The organism is Aquabacterium sp., from assembly GCF_035476535.1.
In the GTDB taxonomy this organism is placed as follows: Bacteria; Pseudomonadota; Gammaproteobacteria; order Burkholderiales; family Burkholderiaceae_C; genus Pseudaquabacterium.
This window is the reverse complement of sequence record NZ_DATILJ010000221.1, coordinates 1-22,424: the sequence shown is the minus strand read 5'-3', so window position 1 is coordinate 22,424 and position 22,424 is coordinate 1. Positions and strand designations below refer to the sequence as shown.

General features: G+C 70.1%; 23 protein-coding genes. 7 read left to right on the top strand and 16 right to left on the bottom strand.

Annotated features, from left to right (window positions below):
- Positions 1 to 34 precede the first annotated feature (34 nt).
- Positions 35 to 484 (bottom strand): YybH family protein, encoded by a 450-nt coding sequence (locus tag VLK61_RS21790; protein WP_325423870.1) that lies wholly within the window; start codon positions 482 to 484, stop codon positions 35 to 37.
- A 1-nt stretch (position 485) separates the two neighbouring features.
- Complete coding sequence (locus tag VLK61_RS21785; protein ID WP_325423868.1) at positions 486 to 815, bottom strand: hypothetical protein; 330 nt, start codon at positions 813 to 815, stop codon at positions 486 to 488.
- Positions 816 to 932: 117 nt separating this feature from the next.
- Here VLK61_RS21785 and dinB point away from each other — a divergent pair, with 117 nt between their 5' ends.
- A complete protein-coding gene (gene dinB / locus VLK61_RS21780) occupies positions 933 to 2,045 on the top strand; it encodes a DNA polymerase IV (RefSeq protein WP_414636843.1) in 1,113 nt (370 codons plus the stop codon).
- Between the two features lie 65 nt (positions 2,046 to 2,110).
- Here the strand turns inward: dinB and VLK61_RS21775 are convergent, their stop codons facing one another.
- Positions 2,111 to 2,524: a YbaN family protein gene (locus VLK61_RS21775; protein ID WP_325423865.1), complete on the bottom strand. Its 414-nt coding sequence runs from the start codon at positions 2,522 to 2,524 to the stop codon at positions 2,111 to 2,113.
- A gap of 78 nt (positions 2,525 to 2,602) precedes the next feature.
- On the opposite strand from VLK61_RS21775, the gene VLK61_RS21770 reads away from it, so the two are divergent.
- Together VLK61_RS21770 and VLK61_RS21765 are read left to right on the top strand one after the other, a co-directional pair.
- Positions 2,603 to 3,514: a LysR substrate-binding domain-containing protein gene (locus tag VLK61_RS21770; protein ID WP_325423863.1), complete on the top strand. Its 912-nt coding sequence runs from the start codon at positions 2,603 to 2,605 to the stop codon at positions 3,512 to 3,514.
- Between the two features lie 65 nt (positions 3,515 to 3,579).
- Entirely contained in the window at positions 3,580 to 4,743 is a 1,164-nt protein-coding gene (locus VLK61_RS21765) for an alpha-hydroxy acid oxidase (RefSeq protein ID WP_325423861.1), read from the top strand.
- Here the strand turns inward: VLK61_RS21765 and VLK61_RS21760 are convergent, their stop codons facing one another.
- Positions 4,744 to 5,682: a LysR family transcriptional regulator gene (locus tag VLK61_RS21760; RefSeq protein WP_325423859.1), complete on the bottom strand. Its 939-nt coding sequence runs from the start codon at positions 5,680 to 5,682 to the stop codon at positions 4,744 to 4,746.
- A gap of 75 nt (positions 5,683 to 5,757) precedes the next feature.
- Between VLK61_RS21760 and VLK61_RS21755 the strand changes: the two genes are divergently transcribed.
- Positions 5,758 to 6,411 carry an NAD(P)-dependent oxidoreductase gene (locus VLK61_RS21755; protein WP_325423857.1) on the top strand — a complete coding sequence of 218 codons (654 nt, stop codon included), beginning with the start codon at positions 5,758 to 5,760 and terminating at the stop codon, positions 6,409 to 6,411.
- 79 nt (positions 6,412 to 6,490) lie between these two features.
- Here the strand turns inward: VLK61_RS21755 and VLK61_RS21750 are convergent, their stop codons facing one another.
- Positions 6,491 to 8,443, bottom strand: a complete 1,953-nt coding sequence (locus tag VLK61_RS21750) for an acyl CoA:acetate/3-ketoacid CoA transferase (RefSeq protein WP_325423855.1) — start codon at positions 8,441 to 8,443, stop codon at positions 6,491 to 6,493.
- 111 nt (positions 8,444 to 8,554) lie between these two features.
- Between VLK61_RS21750 and VLK61_RS21745 the strand changes: the two genes are divergently transcribed.
- Positions 8,555 to 8,827, top strand: a complete 273-nt coding sequence (locus VLK61_RS21745; RefSeq protein ID WP_325423853.1) for a hypothetical protein — start codon at positions 8,555 to 8,557, stop codon at positions 8,825 to 8,827.
- A gap of 23 nt (positions 8,828 to 8,850) precedes the next feature.
- Here VLK61_RS21745 and VLK61_RS21740 read toward each other — a convergent pair whose 3' ends face one another.
- Entirely contained in the window at positions 8,851 to 9,141 is a 291-nt protein-coding gene (locus VLK61_RS21740) for a hypothetical protein (protein ID WP_325423851.1), read from the bottom strand.
- A gap of 87 nt (positions 9,142 to 9,228) precedes the next feature.
- The gene (dcd, locus tag VLK61_RS21735; RefSeq protein WP_325423849.1) at positions 9,229 to 9,798 is read right to left on the bottom strand and encodes a dCTP deaminase; all 570 of its coding nucleotides are present in this window, start codon (positions 9,796 to 9,798) and stop codon (positions 9,229 to 9,231) included.
- A gap of 129 nt (positions 9,799 to 9,927) precedes the next feature.
- Between dcd and VLK61_RS21730 the strand changes: the two genes are divergently transcribed.
- Positions 9,928 to 10,464 (top strand): DUF962 domain-containing protein, encoded by a 537-nt coding sequence (locus VLK61_RS21730; protein WP_325423847.1) that lies wholly within the window; start codon positions 9,928 to 9,930, stop codon positions 10,462 to 10,464.
- Between the two features lie 32 nt (positions 10,465 to 10,496).
- Positions 10,497 to 11,504, top strand: a complete 1,008-nt coding sequence (locus VLK61_RS21725) for a 2-dehydropantoate 2-reductase (protein ID WP_414636844.1) — start codon at positions 10,497 to 10,499, stop codon at positions 11,502 to 11,504.
- Here the strand turns inward: VLK61_RS21725 and VLK61_RS21720 are convergent.
- From VLK61_RS21720 to VLK61_RS21680, 9 genes are all read right to left on the bottom strand, one after another.
- Positions 11,443 to 14,280, bottom strand: coding sequence for a CHASE2 domain-containing protein (locus tag VLK61_RS21720; RefSeq protein ID WP_325423844.1), 2,838 nt, complete (start codon positions 14,278 to 14,280; stop codon positions 11,443 to 11,445). The two genes, VLK61_RS21725 and VLK61_RS21720, sit on opposite strands and share 62 nt — an antisense overlap.
- A 58-nt stretch (positions 14,281 to 14,338) precedes the next feature.
- Entirely contained in the window at positions 14,339 to 15,994 is a 1,656-nt protein-coding gene (locus VLK61_RS21715; RefSeq protein WP_325423842.1) for a FecR domain-containing protein, read from the bottom strand.
- Positions 15,995 to 16,620: 626 nt separating this feature from the next.
- Positions 16,621 to 17,229, bottom strand: a complete 609-nt coding sequence (locus tag VLK61_RS21710) for a nitroreductase family protein (RefSeq protein WP_325423840.1) — start codon at positions 17,227 to 17,229, stop codon at positions 16,621 to 16,623.
- Positions 17,226 to 17,831, bottom strand: coding sequence for a molybdenum cofactor guanylyltransferase MobA (gene mobA, locus VLK61_RS21705; RefSeq protein ID WP_325423838.1), 606 nt, complete (start codon positions 17,829 to 17,831; stop codon positions 17,226 to 17,228). The genes VLK61_RS21710 and mobA overlap by 4 nt, the downstream gene beginning before the upstream one ends.
- Entirely contained in the window at positions 17,831 to 18,466 is a 636-nt protein-coding gene (locus tag VLK61_RS21700) for a TorD/DmsD family molecular chaperone (protein WP_325423836.1), read from the bottom strand. Before VLK61_RS21700 ends, mobA begins: the two co-directional genes overlap by 1 nt.
- A gap of 3 nt (positions 18,467 to 18,469) precedes the next feature.
- Positions 18,470 to 20,680 carry a 4Fe-4S binding protein gene (locus VLK61_RS21695; protein ID WP_325423834.1) on the bottom strand — a complete coding sequence of 737 codons (2,211 nt, stop codon included), beginning with the start codon at positions 20,678 to 20,680 and terminating at the stop codon, positions 18,470 to 18,472.
- Positions 20,586 to 21,185, bottom strand: a complete 600-nt coding sequence (locus tag VLK61_RS21690) for a DUF3306 domain-containing protein (RefSeq protein ID WP_325423832.1) — start codon at positions 21,183 to 21,185, stop codon at positions 20,586 to 20,588. The genes VLK61_RS21695 and VLK61_RS21690 overlap by 95 nt, the downstream gene beginning before the upstream one ends.
- 12 nt (positions 21,186 to 21,197) lie before the next feature.
- Entirely contained in the window at positions 21,198 to 21,677 is a 480-nt protein-coding gene (locus VLK61_RS21685; protein WP_325423830.1) for a DUF3305 domain-containing protein, read from the bottom strand.
- Positions 21,678 to 21,720: 43 nt separating this feature from the next.
- Positions 21,721 to 22,424: sensor histidine kinase (locus tag VLK61_RS21680; protein WP_325423828.1), on the bottom strand; the 704-nt coding region annotated here is incomplete at its 5' end.

The window sequence follows — 22,424 nt, the reverse complement described above, 5'->3', positions numbered from 1 at the left end:
TGGGGCCTGGCGCTGCTGGTGCGGCAGGCACGCGTCAGGGCAGCTTCTTGTCGGCCTCGGTGAGCGGCTGGCCCTTGTCGAAGATGATGCGCCAGACGCCCGGGCTTTCCTGGCGCCACACCGAATTGAAGCGCGAGATGCGCTTGCCGCTCTCATCACGCACCGGGCCGCTGGAATGGGCCAGCGTGCCGTCGGGCAGCACGTCCACTTGGTCGGGCTCCCACGAGAACGGCGCCTTCGGGCCGTCGTAGAAGCCCTTCCACGCGGCCAGCACCGCCGCCTTGCCGCGCAGCACGTCGCGGCCGTAGAAGATGGTCTGCTCGGACAAGTGCTTGCCGAAGGCCGCGAAATCACGCTCGGCCATCGAGCGGGCAAATGCGCGCTCGGTCTCGGTGACCTGCTTGCGCAAGGCCTCCAGATCCGCTTGCGCGAAGGCCGGGCTCATCAGCAGGGCCAAACCTGCGGCGAGCAGCGCGCTTCGCATGTCAATGGCTCGCCGCGGGCAGGCCTTGCGGCTCTTCATGCGCCAACCAGCTCAGCAGGATCAGCGCTGCCGCGCCGCCCACCGGGAACAGCAGCACCGCGCAGGCCACCCAGCCCACGACCGAGCGTTGCATGCGGTGCGCGGCCATGCCCAGCAGCACCCAGTGCAGCGGCAGCGCCACCGCGATGGCCAGGCCCAGCGCGACGATGCGCAGCACCGAGCTGACGGTGGACTCGAGCATCGGCGGCAGGAACATGGCGATCGCGCCGCAGCCAGCCGCCAGTGCAATCGCCGAATCGGCCAGCGCGCGCCTTGCAGTCTTGTGGGTCATCACCCGCTCCAGCAGTTGCTGCGCCTATCGTAGTACGAACCACGTCGGCGGCCCACAATGACCGGCATGAGCCGCCAGAACCGTCAAATTCAGAGACGCTGGATTGCGCACCTCGACATGGATGCGTTCTACGCCTCCGTCGAATTGCTGCGCTACCCGGATCTGAAGGGCCAGCCGGTGGTCATCGGCGGCGGCCGGCGGCACCAGCCGGAGTTGCTGGCCGATGGCACGCGGCGCTATTCAAAGCTGGCCACCTACACCGGCCGCGGCGTCATCACCACCGCCACCTACGCCGCGCGTGACCTGGGCGTGCATTCCGGCATGGGCCTGATGAAGGCCGCGCTGCGCGCGCCTCAGGCGGTGCTGCTGCCGGTGGACTTCGAGCAGTACCGCCACTATTCGCGCCGCTTCAAGGCCGCGGTGGCCGAGTTGACGCCGGTGATCGAGGACCGCGGCATCGACGAGATCTACATCGACCTCACCGAGCACCCCGGCGCCCAGGACAGCGTGGCGCACGACCCCTTCGGCGGCGTGCGCGCGATCGCGCTGGACATCAAGAACAACGTGCGGCGGGCCACCGGCCTGTCCTGCTCGATCGGCATCACGCCGAACAAGCTGCTGTCCAAGATCGCCTCCGACCTGGACAAGCCCGACGGCCTGACGCTGCTGACCCATGAGGACCTGCCCGATCGCATCTGGCCGCTGCCGGTGCGGCGCATCAACGGCATCGGCCCCAAGGCCGCCGCGAAGCTGGCAGCGCTGGAAATCCACACCATCGCCGAACTGGCCGCCTGCGAGCGGCCATGGCTGGTGGCGCATTTCGGCCGCAGCTATGGCAGCTGGCTGCACGACGCCGCGCATGGTGTCGACGAGCGGCCGGTCAGCACGCGCAGCGAGCCGGTGTCGATGAGCCGCGAAACCACCTTCGATCGCGACCTGCATGCCAAGCGCGACCGCAGCGAGCTGTCCGCCGTGTTCACGCAGCTGGTCGAGCAGGTGGCGGTGGACCTGCAGCGCAAGGGCTACGAGGGCCGCACCATCGGCATCAAGCTGCGCTTCGACGACTTCAAGACCGTCACCCGCGACATGACGATCGCGCTGCCCACCGCCGAAGCCACGACGATCCGCCTGGCCGCCGGGCTGTGCCTGAAGCGCGTGGACCTGAGCAAGCGCATCCGCCTGCTCGGCGTTCGCGTCAGTGCACTGCGGCGTGCGGCGGCCATGGCCTGAACTCGTCCGCGCTGAACGTCAAGCCCGCGCCGCCGTGCGGCCAGCCGCTACAGCGCCGACAAGGACTATTCCGGCCGCTGGCGCGTGGGCAGGCGCCACAGCCAGATGCCGACGACCAGGCAGCACAGCGCCGGCAGCCAGGCCACGCGCAGCGGCAGCGTGAAAGCGGCCCAGGCCGAGCCCACGGTCATCATCACCGCCGAGGCCTGCTTGGCGCGCAGCGGCACCGCACGGTGTTCACGCCAATCGCGCACCGTCGGGCCGAAGCGCGGGTGCGTGAGCAGCCAGCGCTCGCAGCGCGCACTGCTGCGAGAGAAGCAGAAGGCGGCCAACAGCACGAAAGGCGTGGTCGGCAGCAGCGGCACGAAGATGCCGACGATGCCGGTGGCCAGGCTCAGCACCCCCGCCACCAGCCACAGCATGCGCCGCCACAGCGGGCGGGTGAGCGGAGGCGATGCGGGGGGCTCGGGCAGCGTCATCGGCTGCATCGTAGCGGCGGTTGCCGCCGCTGAACCGGTCTCATGACCCGCCACCGTCAGCCGCTACAGTCGGCGGCCATGGCCGCTGACCCGCACGCGCTGCGTTTTCCGTCGATCGACGGCCTGCGGGCCTTCGAGGCGGCGTCGCGGCTGGGCACCTTCGAACGCGCCGCCGACGAGTTGGCGATCACCGCCAGTGCCGTCAGCAAGCGGGTCGCGACGCTCGAAGAACTGGTCGCCACGCCCTTGCTGCTGCGCACCGGCAAGACCCTGGCCCTGACCAGCGCCGGCAAGGAGTACCTGGGCCAGGTGAGCGCCGCACTGGGCCTGCTGGCGGCGATGCCGCTGCACCAGCGCGCAGTGCAGCGCATCGCGCGGCTGCGTGTGACGACACCGCCGACCTTTGCGCGCCAGATCCTGGTGCCGGCGCTGGAAAGCTTCACGGAAGCGCATCCCGAGATCGAGCTGGAACTGCTGCTGTCGATCCCCTTCCTCGACAGCTCGCCGCACGACGCCGACATCGAGGTGCGCACCGGCGCCGACAAGGGCCAGCCGCTGCTCGACGACCGCGTGCTGCCGGTGGCTGCGCCGGCACTGATCGCCCGGCTGCCACCGCTGCGCGAGCCCGCCGACCTGCAGCACGCGCCATTGCTGCGCAGCCCGCTGGAGCCGTGGACACCATGGTTCCGCGCCGCCGGCCTGGCCTGGCCCGAGCCGAGCAGCGGCCCGCGGCTGGTGGATCTGGGCATGACGATGGAGGCAGCCGTCTCTGGCCAGGGCGTGGCGCTGGCCCGGCCCACGCTGGCCCGCCACTGGCTGGCCACCGGCACCTTGCAGCCGCTGTTCACGCTGACCGTGCCAGCCGCCAATCCGTACTACCTGGTGCTGCACCGGTCCGAAGGCGCGGCCTCGGTGTTCGCGCATTGGCTGCAGGACGTCTGCCGGCAAGCGGAACAGCAATCGGCCGCCTGGCTTTCCGGCCTGGCCTGACGAAGTTTCCGGCTGCGCGCAACGACCCGCCGCTAGCATCGTCTCCGTTGAGGAGACACAACGACATGACCGTGATCACCACCATCGAAGACCTGCGCGTGCTGGCGGAAAAACGCGTGCCGCGCATGTTCTACGACTATGCCGATTCCGGCAGCTGGACCGAGAGCACCTACCGCGCCAACAGCGCGGACTTCCAGAAGATCAAGCTGCGCCAGCGCGTGGCGGTGAACTTGGAGAACCGCAGCACCGCGACGCACCTCGTCGGCCAGGCCGCCAAGATGCCGGTGGCCATCGCACCGGTGGGCCTGACCGGCATGCAGCATGCCGACGGTGAGATCCACGCTGCCCGCGCAGCCGAGAAGTTCGGCATCCCGTTCACGCTGTCGACGATGAGCATCTGCTCGATCGAGGACATCGCCGAGCACACCAGCGCGCCGTTCTGGTTCCAGCTCTACATGATGCGCGACCGCGAAGCGATGGCGCGCATGATCGAACGCGCCCGTGCCGCGCGCTGCAGCGCGCTGGTGCTGACGCTGGACCTGCAGGTCATCGGCCAGCGCCACAAGGACCTGAAGAACGGCCTCACCGCGCCGCCACGGCCGACGCTGCGCAACATCGTCAACCTGCTGGGCAAGCCGCGCTGGTGCCTGGGCATGGCCGGCACGCGGCGTCACACGTTCCGCAACCTGGTCGGCCATGTGAAAGGCGTCAGCGACATGAGCTCACTGGCCGCCTGGACCAACGAGCAGTTCGACCCGCGCCTGTCCTGGGCCGATGTGGCCTGGGTCAAGGAACGCTGGGGTGGCAAGCTGATCCTGAAGGGCATCCTGGACGTCGAGGACGCACGCCTGGCGGTGCAAAGCGGCGCCGATGCCATCGTCGTCAGCAACCACGGCGGCCGCCAGCTCGACGGCGCACCGTCGAGCATCGAATCGCTGCCGGCCATCGTCGCCGAGGCGGGCTCCCGGATCGAGGTGCACATGGACGGCGGCATCCGCTCCGGCCAGGACGTGCTGAAGGCCTGGGCGCTGGGCGCCCGCGGCTGCTGGATCGGCCGCGCCATGGTCTACGGCTTGGGCGCGATGGGCGAGGCCGGCGTGAGCAAGGCGCTGCAGATCATCCACAAGGAGCTCGACGTGACGATGGCCTTCTGCGGCCACACGCAGATCGGCACCGTGGACCGCGGCATCCTGCTGCCTGGCAGTTTCGTGGGCAGCTTCCCGGGCTGATCATTCGCCGGCGCCGGGCAGCGCGCGCAACGCGGTCTGCAAGGCCGCCAGCGCATGCCGCACCTTGGCCGGCTGGCTGTCACGCTGCGGCGTGACGCCCCACACCGGCGTCGCCGGCAGCTGCCAGTCGCTCAGCAGCGGCAGCACGCGGCCACTGCGCAAGTCGTCCTCGGCATCGGGCCGCACCAGCAGCGCCAGGCCCAGGCCGGCGGCGCACATCTGGCCGACCGTCAGCTGGTTGTTGCTGACGATGCGCGGCTCGACCCGCACACGCTCGAGCGCACCGTCGCCCGCGCTCAGCTCGATCGCCAGGCCAGCGGCGCCGGTTTCATGGGCGATCCATTCATGCATCAGCAAGTCAGCCGGCTGCCGCGGCGTGCCCTTGCGCGCCAGGTAGGCCGGGGCCGCGCACAGCGCCCAGTGAAAGCTGCACAGGCGCCGCGCGACCCAGCTGGAATCGGCCAGCTTGCCGGCCCGCAGCGCCAGATCGACGCGGGCATCGATCAGGTCGATCATGCGGTCGTCGACCAGCAGGCGCAGGCGCAAGGCGGGATGCTGGACCAGCAGCGGCGCCAACGCCGGCGCCACGTGGCGCGCAAACCCCACCGGGGCGGACAGGCGCAACTCGCCGCTCAGCGTGTCACGCGCCAGCTGCATCTGCTCGCGCGCGGCGTCGGCCGCCTGCACCACCGCTGCGCAATGCGCGTGCACACGCGCACCCACCTCGGTGAGCGTCAACTTGCGGGTGGATCGGTGCAGCAGCGTCACGCCATGCGCGGCCTCCAGCGCACGCACGCGCTGGCTCACCGCCGAGGGCGTCATCGCCAGCTGTCGCGCGGCGCCGCTCATCGAGCCCTGCTGCACCACCGCGGCAAACACCGCCATGGCCTGCAGATCATCGACTTTGGCGTCCGCTTTGAAGTCAGGCTTCAAAGACATAGTGATTCCGACCGTCTAGTCGTTCGATTGTGAAGCCAGCATCATTCGTTCATCCACCAACCCCCTGGAGTTCACATGAAGATCGCATTGATTGGCGCCACCGGTTTTGTCGGCTCGGCGCTGCTGGACGAATTGCTGCAGCGCGGCCACCAGGTCACCGCGCTGGTGCGCGACCCGGCCAAGCTGGTGGCACGCGATGGCCTGCGCACCGCCACCGCCGATGTCTACGACGCAACCCAGGTCGCGCAGGCCGTGGAAGGCCATGAGGTCGTGCTGAGTGCCTTCAACCCGGGCTGGACCGACCCGCAGCTGCATGACCGCTTCCTCGCCGGCAGCCGCGCCATCGTCGCCGCTGCGCAGAAGGCCCACGTAGCGCGGCTGGTGGTGATCGGCGGGGCCGGCAGCCTGTATGTCGCACCGGGCGTGCAGTTGGTCGATACGCCGGCCTTCCTGGACCATGTGCCGCCGAACATCGTGCCCGGCGCGCAGGCTGCCCGGCAGGCGCTGAACGAGCTGCGGCAAGAGACCGTTCTGAACTGGACCTTCGTGTCGCCGCCGGCGATGCTGCAGCCCGGCCAGCGCAGCGGCGCCTACCGGCTGGGTCAGGATCAGTTGCTGATGAACGGCGATCAGCCGGCCGGCATTTCGGTGCAGGACCTGGCCGTCGCGGTGGTGGATGAGCTGGAAACGCCGAAGCACCCACGCCAACGATTCACCGTCGCGAACTGAGCGCCGCAGACCTGTCGCTTCGCGTCAGGCCCCCCGAGGAGGTCAAGCAAAGTGGCAGAGCCACATGTGCTTGAGAAGCTCACCCAGCACTGCGCAACTGGGCCTGCGCTTCGCCGGCGCTTTCGAAGATGTGCGGCGCCACGCCGCGCGCCGCCAGCGCCGGCCCGAGCTTGGCCCGCAGGAAGCCCGAGGTGCTGTAGCGCACGACATTGAGGTAGAACCGGTCGACCAGCGCGCGCACCGTGGCAGCCCAGGCGTCTTCCACCTCCGGGTCGAGCACGAAGTGGTCGTAGTTCACCACCGCATACACCTTGCGGCCCAGCGGCACGAGATGGCGCTCGACCTCCTGGCGCACGGCCTCCACGTCGTCTGCCGTGCGCAGCGCCAGCCGCTCGAAATTGATGAACATGGTGTTCTGCGCCGCCAGGTAGATGAAGCGGTCGGCCAGCGGCAGCATCAGCAGCCGGGCACGCAGGCCCATGCTGTCCTGCCCGAAGATCGCAGCGTCCATCAGCGTGGGCGGCCGCTCGATGACCGGCATGAAGTCCATCAGCGCCAGGATATCGCGCTGCAGGTCCACGCCGGGCGCGATCTCGGAGAGCTCCAGGCCCTGTTCGTGCAAGCGGAACACGCAGCGCTCGGTCACGTAGAGCACCGGCTGGCCGCGCCGCCAGGCCTCGCGGCCGGAGAAGGTGCGGTGCTCGACCTCGCGCACGAACTTGGGCACGCACGAACCATCGGGGCCATTGGCCAGGAAGCTGCCGACGAAGACCACGCGCTTGGCGTTCTGGCTGATGTTGATGAAGCCGCCCGCCCCGGCCAGTCGCGGGCCGAACTTGCTGACATTCAGGTTGCCCTGCGCATCGGCCTGCGCCAGGCCGAGGAAGGCGATGTCCAGCCCGCCGCCATCGTAGAAATCGAACTGGTAGGGCTGGTCGATGATGGCCTGCGTGTTCACCGCCGCGCCGAAATTCAGGCCGCCGGCCGGGATGCCGCCGATCACGCCCGGCTCGGCGGTCAGCGTGATCAGGTCGATCACACGCTCTTCGGCTGCGACGGCCGCCACGCCCTCGGGCATGCCGATGCCGAGGTTGACCACGCTGTTGGGCTTCAACTCCAGCGCCGCTCGGCGCGCGATGGTCTTGCGGTCGCTGGGCGGCATGGTCGCCACATGCCCGGCCGGCACGCGGATCTCGCCGGCGAAGGCCGCGCTGTAGGGTTCGGCGAAGGTCTGCTGGTGGTATTCCGGTTTTTCGGCGACCACCACGCAATCCACCAGCACACCGGGAATCTTGACCTGCCGCGGGTGCAGCGACTGCGCCTGCGCCAGCCGCTCCACCTGCACGATGACGATGCCGCCGGAATTGCGCGCGGCCATCGCGATGGCCAGCGCTTCCAGCGTCAGCGCCTCGCGCTCCATCGTGATGTTGCCGTCGGTGTCCGCGGTGGTGCCGCGGATGAAAGCCACGTCGATCGGAAAGGCCTTGTAGAACAGGTAATCCTCGCCGTCGATGGGCATCAGGCGCACCCGTTCTTCGGTCGATCGATCGTTGATGCGGCCACCACCGAAACGCGGGTCGACGAAGGTGCCCAGGCCGACCCTCGACAGGTGCCCCGGCTTGCCCGCCGCGATGTCACGGAACAGGTGCGAGATCACGCCCTGCGGCAGGTTCCAGGCCTCGATCTCGCCGGCCACGGCCAGTTTCTGCAGCGCCGGCACCAGGCCCCAGTGGCCACCGATGACCTTGCCCACCAGGCCGGCATGGCCCAGATGGTTCAGGCCCCGCGTCTTGCCATCGCCCTGCCCCGCGGCATAGGCCAGGCCCAGCTGGCGCGGCGTGCCGGTGGCCAGGAAGCGCTCTTCCAGCGCCACCGCCAGGTTCTCAGGAAAGCCGATGCCGACGAAGCCGCCGGTCGCCAGCATGTCGCCGTCGGCCAGCAGTTGCACGGCTTCGGCGGCGCTGACCACCTTGCCCTTGTCGGCGGCGCGCATCGCGGTCATGCGCTCCTGGGCGCGGGATGCAGGGGTCATGGGCGTGTCTCCTCGGGCGTTCCACATGACGCCACTGATCCCCTCGATTTTGCTGACACGAAGCTGACAACAAGCCTAAGATCAGGGCAAGCCCTGATCCGTGAGGCCGCCATGACACTGCAGCAGCTGGTCACCGTCAAACGCTGGTATCAGACCCACCACCGGGAACGCACAGTGGAGTATCAGCTCTGGGACGCGATGCTGACGTGCTGGATCCTGGGCTGGATGGGCGTGCCGGCGGCCGTGCTGCTGGCGCCGGAATTCGGCGTGGCCACCTGTGTGGCGCTGTACTTCGTGCCGTCGCTGTACGTCACGCTGCGCAAGCGCCTGCACCGGCGCGGCGTGCTGCGCTGCGATTGGCTGGACAGCGCCTTGCGGCAGTGAACAATGCCCCGGGCCAGCGCCACTCAGGCGGGCGCGTTGCCCTGGTAGATCTCGAACAGCAGCACCGCGATGCGGCGCGCCACGGGATCCGACATCGCGTGGCCCATCGCGATACGCTCGATCGCGTAGATCCGGTCGTAGCGCATGCGCTGCACCTGCACCGGCTCACCGCTCGCTGCCATGCGGTCCTGGAAGCTGGCCAGCAGCCCCATGTCGACGCAGCAGGCCGGCACCAGCGCCGGCAGCTTGCGGCCGCCGCCGAAGAATTCGCGCGGCAGGCGGTCGAGTTCGGTGACTTCGGGGTTCGGGATCATCAGGGCACTCCCAGGAGGGAACGCTGCTGATCATCCGCTTCGGCCTGCCGCGCAAAGCCCCGAGAAGCGGCACGCGGGCAGCGCAGTTCAGGTCTTGGGCAAGGTAACGCCGCGCTGGCCCTGGTACTTGCCGCCGCGGTCCTTGTAGCTGGTCTCGCAGACCTCGTCGCTTTCGAAGAACAGCACCTGCGCGCAGCCTTCACCGGCGTAGATCTTGGCCGGCAGCGGCGTGGTGTTGCTGAACTCCAGCGTCACGAAGCCTTCCCATTCGGGCTCGAAGGGTGTGACGTTGACAATGATGCCGCAGCGCGCGTAGGTGCTCTTGCCCAGGCAGATGGTCAGCACGTTGCGCGGGATGCGGAAGTACTCCACCGTGCGGGCCAGGGCAAAGCTGTTGGGCGGGATGATGCAGACATCCGCATGGATGTCGACGAAGCTTTTTTCGTCGAAGTTCTTCGGGTCCACCACCGTCGAGTGGATGTTGGTGAAGACCTTGAACTCCGGCGCGCAGCGAATGTCGTAGCCGTAGCTGGAGGTGCCGTAGCTGACGATCTTCTGTCCATCCGCCGATTGCCGCACCTGGCCGGGCTCGAAGGGCTCGATCATGCCGGTCTGCTCGGCCATGCGCCGGATCCACTTGTCGCTCTTGATGGTCATTGCCGGTAGTCCCTGAAGTTGGGCAATTCTATGAAGCCCGGCATGACGCCATGGGGACAGCCCGCTTTGACAGAAGCAGGGCCCTGTGCTGAACTGTCCAACCATCGGCAAACACACTGGATGCACGCCATGGCCGCCACGCCTTTCCGCCCCGCCAACGACCTGATGGTGCAGTACGCGATGTACCACCGCGACCGCCGCAACATCGCCACCCACTTCCTCGGCATTCCAATGATCGTGTTCGCGATCGGCGTGCTGCTGGCGCGTGCCAGCGTGATGGGCGTGAGCGCGGCCTGGATCGTCTGGGCGCTTGCCACCGCCTGGTACCTGACGCGCGGCAACCTGGTGCTGGGGCTGGCCACCAGCCTGGTCAACGGCGTGCTGATCGCCGCGGCGCACCCGCTGGCGGCGGGTTCGATGGCCAGTTGGCTGGGCTGGGGCTTGGGCATCTTCGTCGTCGGCTGGATCCTGCAGTTCATCGGCCACTACTACGAAGGTCGCAAGCCGGCCTTCGTCGACGACCTCGTCGGGCTGCTGGTCGGGCCGATGTTCGTCGTCGGCGAATGGCTGTTTGCCGCCGGCTGGGGCCGCGAGCTGCTGGCCGAGATCGAACGCCGCGCCGGCCCGACGCACCTGCGTGACCTCGCCGCGCCACTGGCCCGGTGATCGATACAGGCCCGACACCCGGCATTCTGGTGATGGGCGCCGGCAGCATCGGCTGCTGGCTCGGCGGCCGCCTGGCCGCCGCTGGTACGGCGGTGCAACTGGTCGGTCGGCCGCGGGTGCTGGATGCCTTGCGCCGCAACGGCCTGACGCTGACCGACCGCGAAGGCGGCCGGACCGAGGTGCCCGCCGATCGGCTGCAACTCTTCGACGAGGTGCCTGCCGGCGCCAGGCCCTCGCTGGTGCTGCTGTGCGTGAAGAGCGGTGCCACCGCCGACGCCGCGCGCCAGCTGGGCGACTGCCTGCCGGCCGGCACGCCGGTGCTGTCGATGCAGAACGGCTTGTCGAACGTGGCCACCGCGCAGCAGGCGGCGCCGTCGCTGCAATGGCTGCCGGGCATGGTGCCTTACAACGTCGCCGAACTGGGGCCGGGCCGCTTCCACCGCGGCACCGAGGGCGTGCTGGCTGCGCAGGACCACGCGGCCTTGCGCCACTGGCTGCCGCGTTTCCACGCCGCCGGGCTGCCGATGGCCTTGCACGCCGACTTGGCACCGGTGCAGTGGGGCAAGCTGCTGCTGAACCTGAACAATGCCGTCAACGCGCTGTCGGGCCTGCCGCTGCGCGCCCAGTTGCTGGACCGCGACCTGCGCGGCTGCACGGCGGCCCTGATCGCCGAGACGCTGGCCGTGCTGGGCCGCGCCGGCATCCGGCCGGCAAAGATGTCGCCGCTGCCGCCGGCCTGGGTGCCGTCGGTGCTGCGGCTGCCGACGCCGCTGTTCCGCATCGTCGCGGCGCGCATGCTGCGCATCGACGACAAGGCCCGCTCCAGCATGGCCGACGACCTGGCGCTGGGCCGGACCACCGAGGTGGATGCCTTGCAGGGCGAGGTGATCCGGCTCGCGACTTCGTTGGGCCTGGCCGCCCCGCAGAACGCGTGCATCCGTGCACTGGTGCTGGACTGGCCGACGCGGCGCGAGCGCTTCACGGGTGTCGCCCTGCAACAGGCGATGGGGCTGGCCGCGGGACCTGGCACCAGCGGCTGACCACCGCCACCAGGTCGTCGGCGACCACCGGCTTGCTGAGGAAATCGTTCATGCCGGCGGCCAGGCAGGCCGCGCGGTCCTCCGCGAAGGCATTCGCCGTCAAGGCCACCACCGGCACGTGGCGCCCCGCCTCGCCGCCGTCGCCCGCGCGCAGCCGGCGCGTGACCTCGATGCCGTCCATGTCCGGCATTTGCCAGTCCATCAGCAGCACATCGAAGACCATCTCGGCGCAGCGCTGCAGCGCCTGCCGGCCGTCGGTCGCCAGCTCGGTGTAGAAGCCGGCCTGGCCGAGCATCGCACTGACGATGGTCTGGTTCACCGGATCGTCCTCGACGATCAGCACGCGGCCCACGGCGCGCGGTGCATCGGCAGCGGCCAGGCGCTGCGGTCCGGTGGCCGCGCCCTCGAGCCGAGCCGCGGCACCGAAGCGGCTGACCAGGGCCGAACGCAAGACCGGCTTGATCACGCTGCGCGGCAAGCGCACCCGCTCCCGCGCCGATTCGGCGGCGTACCAGCTGAGGCGGTTCATGCCGATCACCCGCTCGGGATCGACCCAGTCGACCGCGGTCTCCATCAGCGCCAATGCCTCGGGCGCATCGGTGGCGACCAGCAGCCAGGCGGGGCGGCCTTGCGCGTCGGGCCAGGTGCAGGCAGCGTGCAGCGCCTGCGCGGTGCTGCAGCGCAGGGCCTGGCAGCCCATGCGCTGCAGCAAGCACGTCAAGGCCTGTGCGCTGGCTTCATGCGGCTCGACGACGGCCACGCGGTAGCCCAGCGGCTCGGCCTCGGCATGCGGCTGCAGCGCCGCCGGCAGCGACAGGATCACCGTGAAGCACGCGCCCTGCCCCGCCGTGCTGTCCACGGTGATGCGGCCACCCATTGCCAGCACCAGCTTGCGGCAGATCGTCAGGCCCAGGCCGCTGCCGCCGAAGCGGCGCGTGGTGCCGCTGTCGGCCTGTGCGAAGGGTTCGAAGATGCGCTCCTGCGCCGCCGCATCGAGACCGATGCCGGTGTCGCTGACTTCGAAGCGCAGCTGCTCCGGCGCATCGCCGGCGGCCACGCGCAGCACCACCTCGCCTTGCGGTGTGAACTTCACCGCATTGCCCAGCAGGTTCAGCAGCACCTGGCGCAGCCGGGTCACGTCGCCATGGCGCCAGGACGGCAGCTGGGGGTCCGGCACGCAGGCCATTTGCAGCCCCTTGCTCCGCGCCGGTGCCGCGGCGGTGGCCATCACGGCCTCGATCGCGTCGATGAGGTTGAAGTCCTCGCGCACCAGTTCCAGCACACCGGACTCGATGCGCGCCAGGTGCAGCACGCCGTCGATCAGGCCCAGCAGGTGGTTGCTGCTGGCGCGGATGATGTCGAGCAGCTCGCCGCGCCGCTGCTCGTCGCCGCCATGGTCCTGCAGCAGCTGGCAGGCGCCGATCACGCCGTTCAGCGGCGTGCGCAGCTCGTGGCTCATGCTGGCCAGGAACTCGCTCTTCGCCGCGTTGGCGGCCTCGGCCACGGCACGCTCATAACGCAGGTGTTCAGCGGCCAGGCGGTTGTCGCGCTGCTGCGCGGCCAGCGCCAGCAGCAGGCCGGCGGCCAAGGTGGCCAGCGGCAGCAGCGCCGGCAGCTGGGTCTGCGCCAGCACCAGCGCGGCGCTGCCGCCGCCCAGCACCGCGGCTGCAGCCAGCAGCGTGGCCAGCGCATCGGGCAGCAGCACCGGGCGGCCGCGGCGCCACAGTGCCAGCGCCGGCAGCAGCGCCAGCCCCAGCGCGGCAGGCAGGCTCCAGCCCGGTGGCGGGCGGATCACGCGGCCGGCCGCCAGCACGGCATGGCTGGCCGCCAGCCATTCGGTGCCGGTGAGCTGGCCGGCCGGCGTCATCACGCGATTGCCGAGGCCGGCGCTGCTGCCGATGAACACCACCCGATCCGCCAGTTGTTCGCGCAGGCCCGGCACCGTGGGCTGGCCCAGCGCGGCGCCGGCCACGGCGTGGAAGGGCAGGCGCGGCAAGGCCTCGGCGGCCAGCGGCGGCAGGCGCAGTCGGCCCTCGGCATCGGCTGGCCAGCGGCTGCCGGCCAACTGGAATTCATCGTCCGACCCACGCCACGCCAGCGGCACCGCGCCGGCCAGCACCTGCTGCACGACGATGGGCAAGGCCGCCAGGCGCTGATCACCGGCCCGGTGCAGCACGGCCAGGCGGCGCAGCATGCCGTCGCCGTCCAGCGGCATCGAGACCAGACCGATCGGCGCGCCGCGCAGGCCTTCGGCCGGCAGCAGCCAGCCCGGCCACGCCGTGGCGGGAGCCTGGGCCGGCCAGGGCGGCAGCGCCGGGGCCGATGAGACCGGGTCGCGCGGAGTGACGGAAGCCGTCGGCATGGCGTCAGCCGGCGAGCGCCAGGCCGCCGCGGCCAGCACCACCGGCATCGCGCCCTGCACCAGCGCGCGCTGCAGCGCGGCATCGCCGTTGCGGCCGTCGGCCATCACCACGTCGATGGCCACCAGCCGGGCGCCGGCTTCGCGCAGGTAATCGATCACCAGCGCATAGGCATCGCGGCGCAGCGGCCAACCGCCCAGCGTGGGCGCCAGGGCGCGCAGCGAGGCCTCGTCGATGTCCAGCACCAGCACCGGGCCGGGCGGCACCGGTGGCGCCAGCCAGCGCAGCTGCGCGTCGGCGAGCGCATCGTCGGCGCGGCGCAGCACCGGCGCCTGGCTCATCGCCCAGGCCAGCAGCGCGCCGAGCACGGCGGTGAGCAGCGGCACCCAGGCCAGGCCCGGAGGGATGCCGCTCACCGGCCAACGCGCTGGGGCCGGCATCTGGGTAGGGGTTCCGGTGGCAGCAGGCCGGCGCTCAGAGCACCAGCAACAGCAGCAAGGCCGGCAGCAGCAGCCACCAGCGGCTCTGCGGCACGTCGATCAGCTGCACGCCGCCCCAGGGCCCGGCCTGGCCGTCGGCATCCACGGCCCGCACCCGCAGGTAATAGCGGCCGGGCGGCGGCAGCGCCAGCGTGGCCTCGGGCTGGGCGCTGGCCTGCTCCTGCACGAGATCGGTGAAGGCGGCGTCACGGGCCACCTGCAGCGCGTAGGTCTGGCCGGCCTCGCCGGCGGCCCAGCGCAGCACAACGCCGGCTTCCGACAGCCGCGGCGGCTGCAACGGCGGCGCGGGCGGGACCGGCCGCACGGTGAAGGCCTGGGCATCGCCGAAGGGGCCGGCGTCACCGTCGGCGCGCACGCTGGCCACGCGCCAGTGGTAGCTGCCGGGCGGCAGGGCGATGTCGTGCTCGGTGCCACTCAGGCCGGCGAGATCGGCGCGCGGCGCGCTGAAATCGGCGCTGTCGGCCAGTTGCAGACGGTAGCTGGCCACGCCTTCCGCGCGCGTCCAGGCCAGCCGGGTCGGTTCACCGTAGAGGCGGGCATCGGCCCGCGGCTGGCGGGTGAACGGCGGTTCGGGCCGCGCTTTCAGCACGAAGCTGCGACGTGCGTCGCGGCCTTCCAGACCTTGGGCGTCGACGCCGCGCACCCGCAGCTCGTAGCGGCCATCGGGTAGGTCGCGCCAGCGTGCGCCGGGCTCCTTGAATCGGCCGTCGAGCAGCAAGCGGCCAGCCGCATCCACGCCTTCGGCGGGGAAGACCTGGGCGCGGTAGTCGCTGGCCCCGGCCAGCGGGCTCCAGGCCAGGCGCAAGGGCACACGCTCCAGGCGGGCCGGCACGGGGCCTAGATCCGGCGCATCAAGCAGCCGGCGTGGCGCGGCCACCGGCTGGCCCAGCGCCACCACGGTGCCGAAACCAGCGCCAATGGCCGCCGCCGGGGTACCGGCCTGCGCCGCGTTGTCGGCGGCCACGCTGCCCTCAATGACCTCGACCCGCGTGGTGCGGGTTTGCGGCTCCACCTGCGTGCGGAACTCGGTGCCGCGCACGCCCAGGTTCACCGACGGCGTGCCGATGTCGTAGCGGCGCCCGGCGCCGGCCGGCTGCACGTGGGAATCGATGCTGCCGCTGTCCAGGCGCAGCCGCGTGTCGGGCACGCCGCTGGCACCGATCTGCACCAAGCGCTCGAAGCGCACCTGCGTGTCGGGCCGCACCAGCAGCCGCGAGCCGTCGGCGAACTTCAGCGCCAGCGCCGATTCGGGGCCGGCCAGCAGCAGGTCGCCGCTGCCCAAGGTGGCGCCGGCGGCCACCACCTCGCTCCCCGCGCTGCCGCCGCGCTGCACGCGCACATCGCCCTGCACATGCAGCACCTCGGCGCGCACCGGCTGCACGCGCAGCCAGGCCAGCGGAATGCGCAGCACCTGGCCCGGCTGCAGCCGGCGCGGGTTGGCCACGCGGTTGAGCCGCTGCAGCGGGCGCCAACCGGCGCCCGGGCCCAGCTGGGTGGCGGCCACGCCGATCAGCGTATCGCCGCGCACGATGCGGTAGGACCACATCGGCTGCGCCTGCGCCGGATCCACAGGCGGGGGTGCCGCCAGGCTGCCCAAGGCAAGGCCGCCGGCCAGCAGACCAGCGCCCATGCGCCGCATGTGGTTCAAACGCTGATCCCGGCAAGCACCGGATGCATCGGCAACACATGACGACGAAGCATGACGACGAGGCACAAGGGCCCTCCACTCCCAAGCGGTGCAGGTTGCCATCGCCCGGCAGCGTTGCCAAGCGCAACATTACGCAAGCGCACGTATCGCGTCACCGGAATGGATAAATACTGTACGCATTCACAGGCATCCAGTTCACAATGCTGCCAGTCAAGCCTTGCCACAGGAGCCTTGCATGATGAGCGCCGCCCGCCCCGGGATGCTGGCGGCGCGGGTACCGTCGAAATCGTTGTGCATGTGGCCGAGATCGATGCGCATTACCGGCACGCCGTGGCCGAAGGCGCCGAGATCGTGATCCCGATTGAGGACAAGTCATATGGCGGCCGCGGCTACGCCAGCCGCGACCTGGAAGGCCATGTCGGGGCCTTCGGTTCGTATGACGCCTGGGCACCTGCGGACGGCGGCCCGGTGCAGCGCGCCACAGGCACTTTCGAGGTCAAGATGCAGCCGCTGCCCAGCCGAGAGCAGGCAGCCAGCCCACTGTTCGGCCGCCGCAGCCTCGACAAGCTGTTCTTGGGCGACCTGGCGGGCACCGGCTGCGGCGAGAGTCAAGTGGGCAGAGCCCCACGGACTCCAGCGTCCCAATCACTCAGCACATCCACCGCGCGAGGCTTGTCCAGCCCACGCTGGGGGCTCTTCACCGGCGTGCCCAGCGCCACCCAGCCCAGCAGGGTTTCGCCGGGCCGGCAGAAGGCCTGCTGCACCGCCGGGTGCCGTACCTTGGCGCCGGATAGCATCTTGCCGGCGAAGCCCAGCGCATGAGCGGCGTTCAGCAGGTTGGTCAAGGCGCCGCCGACGCAGGCCCACTGTTCGTGCACCGGCACCTGCGGGTGGCCGCTGTCCAGCCGGGCCAGCACCGCGACTGTCACCGGCGCGCGCTGGGCGCGTTCGACATCGAGCGCGACGCTGGCCTCGTCCTTGCCCGCGTCCCGTGCGACTTGCGCAAACAGCTGCGCCAGCCGCTCGCGCGCCGCCCCCTGCACCACCGCAAAGCGGAACGGCACCAGCCCGGCATGGTCCGGCGCGCGCAGCGCGGCGTCGGCCATCAGACGCAGCTGCGCAGCGTCCGGCCCCGGCTCGGCCAAGTGCTTGATGCCCACCGACTGGCGCGACAGCAGCAGCGCCAGGCCTGCCGGCCATGCATCATGGCCGCTCATTTTGTCTGCAAGCTCCGCAACTCGTCCGGCGTGTTGGCATTGAAGAATGCGCCGGCGTCGTCGAACAGCACCTCGACACAGCGCTGCTCGCCGCACCAGCGGTCGATCTTGCGCTGACCGCTGTGGATGAAGGGAATCAGGCCCTCGATCACGCTGCTCTTCATCAGGCAGAACACCGGCTGGCGCTGCAGTGCATCGCCTTCACGCGTGACCGCGATGGCCAGCTCGGCATCGGCCTCGATCAGCGCTTGCGCCAGGCGCTCGACCAGGTCGGTCGGGAACAGCGGCGTGTCGCAGGGCACCGTCACCAGGTAAGGCGTTTCGCAATGCTCCAGCCCGGCCAGGAAGCCGGCCAGCGGGCCCGGGTAGTCGGCCGCCGCATCGGGCCAGACCGGGACGCCCATCGAGTCGTAAGCCCCGAGGTTGCGGTTGGCATTGATCATGATGCTGCCCACCTGGGTTTGCAGCCGCAGCAGCGCATGCATCGCCAGTGGCATGCCGTTGTGGTTCTGCAAGCCCTTGTCGACGCCGCCCATGCGACTGCCGCGGCCGCCGGCGAGCACCAAGCCGGTGATCTGTTCGGGAGGAATCGTTGTCGTCATCAGGCTTCCAGCATGTCGAAGGCTTGGGTTTCCACTTGCATGAAGACGCGCGTGAACGCAGCCACCGCGCGCCAGGTGTCGGCACGGGGATGGGCCTCGACGGCGTCGCAGAGTTTCTCGACCCAGGGTTGCAGGTGCTTGCGGAAGAAGCGCTGCTGCTGCGCCAGGTTGCACACCGCGGCCTCGTCGCCGGCGATCAGGTAGCGCATCACTTCGAAGCCGTAGGCCAGGTGGTCCTCGGTCTCGCCACGCTGCGCATCGCGCGTCAGGCCCAGCGCCGCGAGGTCCTCGCGCAAGTGCGCCAGCGGGCGTTCGTTCAGGAAGCCGGACAGGTAGAAGGAGCCATAGAGAAACACCTCCGGCTTGCCGACCCCCAGGAACAAGGCCTCGTACTCAGCCGCCGCAGCAACGGCATCGGTCGCACGCAAGGCACCGACCAGCGCCTGCCACGGCGCTTCGAGGTGCGCACCCGGCTCGGGCGCCTGCGTCACCGCCACCTTGAACTGCTGCAGCAGCGCGTCGTCCGGCGGGCCGATCCACAGCTGGGCCAGCAGGCCGTACAACTCGGCGCGGGCGAGTTCTTCGCTGTCGTCGGCGCTGGCGAAGTGCAGGGAATGAGTGGACGTGTCTTTCATGGCCTAGAGATCGGTGATGCGCACTTCATTCGGATTGCTGTGGATGTCGATCACGCGGCAGTCGCTGCACATCTTCAGCCGCTCGGCCGCGGCACCCTGGAAGGCCGAGTGGCTGGCCAGCTTGCTGACCATGTTCTCGATCGCGCGCAAGGTGCCGAAGGGTTTGCCGCAGCGAACGCAGCAGAAAGGTTCGGCTTCGTGCAGCACCCGGGTGGTCTTGCGGGCCTTGCCTTCGTTCGCCAGCCACAGCCGCGGTTCCAGCGTGATGGCGTTTTCCGGGCAAGTCGTGGCGCACAGGCCGCATTGCACGCAGTTCTTTTCGATGAACTTCAGCTGCGGCCGCTCGGGGTTGTCAGCCAGCGCCGATTCGGGGCAGGCACCGACGCAGCTCAGGCACAGCGTGCAGGCGTTGGTGTTGATCTTCAGGCTGCCGAAAGGGCTGCCAAAAGTGCCGCCATTCGCCGGCAAGGCGATGACGTCCGGCCGCGCGGGCGCCTGCGCCAGCAGGTGATCGAGCGCAATGTCCAGCGTGCCGCGTTTGTCGGCCATGGCATTGAAGCTGGCCGCCTGACGCACACCTTGTGCACCAGGAGATTGCAGCACCGCATCCAGCGCCGGCAGGTCGCGTGCGTCTTGCACTTCGATCACGCGGAAGTGTTCACCTGCGTAGCCCAGCCCGCTGAGGATGGCCTGCGCCACCGCCATCTGGTCGCGCAAGGCCTGGCGATATTCCGGTGCCTCTTCATCGGTGAGCAGCAGCCAGACCTGGGCGGCGCCCTGCGCAATGGCCGCCAGCCAGAGGTCCAGCCCGGTGCTGGCGGTGTGCCACAGCGGGGTCGGCAGCACGCGGGCCGGCACGCCGTGGAGCCGGCGATCGACACGCGCGGCGCGGCCCAGTTCGTTGAGCCAGCGGGTGCCGGCGGCTTCGCTGTGCAGCAGCAGCGCGGCGTCGCGTCCGCCGGCACGGGCGTAGGTGCCGAGCAAGGTGCGCCAACGCAGCGCCTGGTCCACGGCGCCAGGGTAGGCATAACTCAGCGCGCCGCTCGGGCACACCGTGCTGCAGGCGCCGCAGCCCACGCACAGGTGCGGCTCGACGACGATGCCGCCTGTCGCGCCGGTACCGCCGGCCACCGCGCCCTTGCCGGTGCGCTTGCCTTTCAAGGAGGCATCGCTGCGGATCGCCCGCGCCGAGCAGACATCGATGCAGGCGGTGCAGCCGATCTGCTGGTTGCGGCTGTGCGCGCACAGGCTGTGCTTGTACTGGAAGAACTTCGGCTTCTCGAACTCTCCGCTCAGTTCGCGCAGCTGAAGCACCGCGTCGATCAGCCGGCGCTCGTCGCCCCCCACATGAAAGTAGCCCTGCGGCGGCTGGTGCTGCGTGAACGCGCTGCGCTCGCGCAGGTCCAGCACCAGGTCGACCTGGTCGCTGAGCGTGCGTGCCGGGCGCTCGAAATCGATGGCACCGGCGGCATCGCAGACACGCACGCAATCCCGGTGGCTCTTGCAGGCGGCCAGGTCGATCTGGTAGCTGAAGTCGATCGCGCCTTCCGGGCAGGCCTCGAGGCAGGCATTGCAGCGTGTGCACAGCTCCAGGTCGATCGGATTGTTGGCTTCCCACTCGGCCTGGAAGGCACCGAGCCAGCCGCTCAGGGCCGTCAGCCGGCCGGCATGCACCAGGCGGTCGCGCTGCTGCGGCAGGGCTCCGCCATCACCGCGGCCCTCGGACTCGACCAGCTGGATCACGTCCAGCCGCTCGGCCAGCATCGCAGCCGCACGCTCGCCGCGCTCGGCCGGGCCGATCACCAGCACGCGGCCACCGGACTGGTAGCTGACGGTGGCCACCGGCGCCGGGTCGGGCAGCTGCGCGGCGGCAATCAGCGCGGCGATCTTCGGCGTCGCGGCTTTGGCATCGCGCGACCAGCCGCCGGTCTCGCGGATGTTGACGAAGCGGATCGGCTGCTCGGCCACCGGCCGCGCGCCTTCGGTCTGGTCGTTCAGCTCGACGAACAAGCGGCTCTCCTGCGTGCAGGCGACCAACAACTCGTCGCCTGATTTCGCCGCACGCTGGAACGCCGCGGCCTCACGCCGACACAGCAGAGTGTGCACGGTGTCCAGTCCCTCAGAGCTCGCGCCGGGCGTCTGGCTCAGCGCACGGCTCAGCGCCAGGGCATCCAGCGGCATCGTGCGGTTGCAGTCGCAGATCAGTGTCTTCATCGGGGGCGATCGGAAGGGGGACGATTGCTGCCGGGCTCGCGGGTGTGGCGTCGGTCGCGGCCGGGACGGGCTCGTCCGTGAAAAGGCCGAGGAACTGGGATTGCGCCATCTTGCGCAGCATGCCCTCGGGCAGGGGATCGGGCTTGCCGTAGTCGTCGATGTAAGTATCCAGGCCGTCCATCACATTGAAATGCGGATCGGTGAACAGCGTCTTCAACGCGGTGTTGCGGACCTGGCTGTCGACGCCAGGCGCGACGAAGCGCGTGAAGTCGGACTCGGTGGTCAGGGCCTGGGCCTCGGCCAGCGTGGGCGGCGGCGGAGGCGGTGACTCCAGGACCACGGGCTCCGGCGCGAGCGGGGCCGCGCCGGCGGCGACAGCCTGCGCCGGCGGCACGGCCACCGGCGCCAACGGTGCTGCTGGCGGCTCCGCCGGCGGCACGACACCCTGCCGCAGCTGCAGCTTGCGCTGCGACCAGCGGGAGAAGAACGAGCCGTCTTCGCTCATGCTCGCCGGCCTTCAGCGCTGCCCGGGCGAACGGAACGAGGCCGGCCGCTTGCGCTGCTTGGGCTCGGGCTTGTAGTGCTCGTCGGCAAAGGCCTGCAGCCAGGCGCAGACATCATCCGGCAGCGGCACGGTGTCGACACGTTCCTGCGCATCCAGCAGGCGGCCGGCTTCGTTGTACGACAGCGTGACGAACTCCGGCCAGGCGCGGGAGGGGTCTTCATCGTCGATGCGCCACATCACGAACCACACCGGCGCGCCCGAACTCAGGTTGAGGTAGTAGCCCTCGCCTTCATCGGTGTGCAGCGTGACACTCAGGCCCGGGTACAGCGTCTGGGCGTGGTGGCCGTCGTCGCGCAGCACCCGCGGGCTCTCGCCGAAGTCACCGTCGTCGCGAATCACATCGGCCACGACAAAGCGCCAGTCCTCCCACCGGTTGGGCTGGTGTTGCCGCTCGATCAGCACGGCAACCTGGAGCATGGGCTTGCTGGACATGGATGAGTTCAGTCTAGTCCCGCAGGGCGCGACAGCTTGTCGTTCAGGGTTTGTCCGGGTCTGCGGCTTCGCAGCGCAAATCCACCGTGAACACCGCGCCGGCGATGCCGTCGCTGCGGTTGGCCGCGTGGATGTCGCCGCCATAGCGCTCCACCAGGCTGCGGCTGATCCACAGGCCCAGGCCGGTGCCGTCCTGCTTGCGCGTGACGAAGGGGCGGAACAGCTCGGCCACCAGGTCGTCGGGCAGGCCGGCACCGGTGTCGGCCACCATGATCTGCACCCGCTCGTCGCCGGCATCGCGTGTCGACAGGCACAGCGTGCCGCCGTCCGGCATCGCGTGGATGGCGTTGACCATCAGATTCACCAGCACCTGCTGCAGCTCCTGCCGGTTGATCGCCACGCTGCGGCTCGCTGCGTAGTCGCGCTGCAGCGTGATGTGCGTGCGCGCCAGCAGGTGCGCGGTGAGCACCAGGCAGTCTTCCAGCGCGCGCGCCGGGGCGATGCTGTCGACGTAGCCGGCGTATTCGGTCGGCCGCGCGAACTGCAGCAGCTGGGTCACGATCAGCCGCATGCGCTCGATCTGCGCATCGACCAGCGTCAGCTCGACGGCCACCTTGCGGGCATCGTCGCCCAGCAGTTCACGCGCCAGATCGAGGTTGCCCTGGATCACCGCGATCGGGTTGTTCACCTCGTGCGCGATGCTGGCGGTGAGCTGGCCCACCGCGGCCATCTTCTCGCTGCGCAGCA

Coding starts and splice junctions, on each gene's coding strand:
- VLK61_RS21790 (WP_325423870.1), bottom strand. CDS start 484: ATGCGAAGCGCGCTGCTCGCCGCAGGTTTGGCCCTGCTGATGAGCCCG.
- VLK61_RS21785 (WP_325423868.1), bottom strand. CDS start 815: ATGACCCACAAGACTGCAAGGCGCGCGCTGGCCGATTCGGCGATTGCA.
- dinB (WP_414636843.1), top strand. CDS start 933: ATGGATGCGTTCTACGCCTCCGTCGAATTGCTGCGCTACCCGGATCTG.
- VLK61_RS21775 (WP_325423865.1), bottom strand. CDS start 2,524: ATGACGCTGCCCGAGCCCCCCGCATCGCCTCCGCTCACCCGCCCGCTG.
- VLK61_RS21770 (WP_325423863.1), top strand. CDS start 2,603: ATGGCCGCTGACCCGCACGCGCTGCGTTTTCCGTCGATCGACGGCCTG.
- VLK61_RS21765 (WP_325423861.1), top strand. CDS start 3,580: ATGACCGTGATCACCACCATCGAAGACCTGCGCGTGCTGGCGGAAAAA.
- VLK61_RS21760 (WP_325423859.1), bottom strand. CDS start 5,682: ATGTCTTTGAAGCCTGACTTCAAAGCGGACGCCAAAGTCGATGATCTG.
- VLK61_RS21755 (WP_325423857.1), top strand. CDS start 5,758: ATGAAGATCGCATTGATTGGCGCCACCGGTTTTGTCGGCTCGGCGCTG.
- VLK61_RS21750 (WP_325423855.1), bottom strand. CDS start 8,443: ATGACCCCTGCATCCCGCGCCCAGGAGCGCATGACCGCGATGCGCGCC.
- VLK61_RS21745 (WP_325423853.1), top strand. CDS start 8,555: ATGACACTGCAGCAGCTGGTCACCGTCAAACGCTGGTATCAGACCCAC.
- VLK61_RS21740 (WP_325423851.1), bottom strand. CDS start 9,141: ATGATCCCGAACCCCGAAGTCACCGAACTCGACCGCCTGCCGCGCGAA.
- dcd (WP_325423849.1), bottom strand. CDS start 9,798: ATGACCATCAAGAGCGACAAGTGGATCCGGCGCATGGCCGAGCAGACC.
- VLK61_RS21730 (WP_325423847.1), top strand. CDS start 9,928: ATGGCCGCCACGCCTTTCCGCCCCGCCAACGACCTGATGGTGCAGTAC.
- VLK61_RS21725 (WP_414636844.1), top strand. CDS start 10,497: ATGGGCGCCGGCAGCATCGGCTGCTGGCTCGGCGGCCGCCTGGCCGCC.
- VLK61_RS21715 (WP_325423842.1), bottom strand. CDS start 15,994: ATGGGCGCTGGTCTGCTGGCCGGCGGCCTTGCCTTGGGCAGCCTGGCG.
- VLK61_RS21710 (WP_325423840.1), bottom strand. CDS start 17,229: ATGAGCGGCCATGATGCATGGCCGGCAGGCCTGGCGCTGCTGCTGTCG.
- mobA (WP_325423838.1), bottom strand. CDS start 17,831: ATGACGACAACGATTCCTCCCGAACAGATCACCGGCTTGGTGCTCGCC.
- VLK61_RS21700 (WP_325423836.1), bottom strand. CDS start 18,466: ATGAAAGACACGTCCACTCATTCCCTGCACTTCGCCAGCGCCGACGAC.
- VLK61_RS21695 (WP_325423834.1), bottom strand. CDS start 20,680: ATGAAGACACTGATCTGCGACTGCAACCGCACGATGCCGCTGGATGCC.
- VLK61_RS21690 (WP_325423832.1), bottom strand. CDS start 21,185: ATGAGCGAAGACGGCTCGTTCTTCTCCCGCTGGTCGCAGCGCAAGCTG.
- VLK61_RS21685 (WP_325423830.1), bottom strand. CDS start 21,677: ATGTCCAGCAAGCCCATGCTCCAGGTTGCCGTGCTGATCGAGCGGCAA.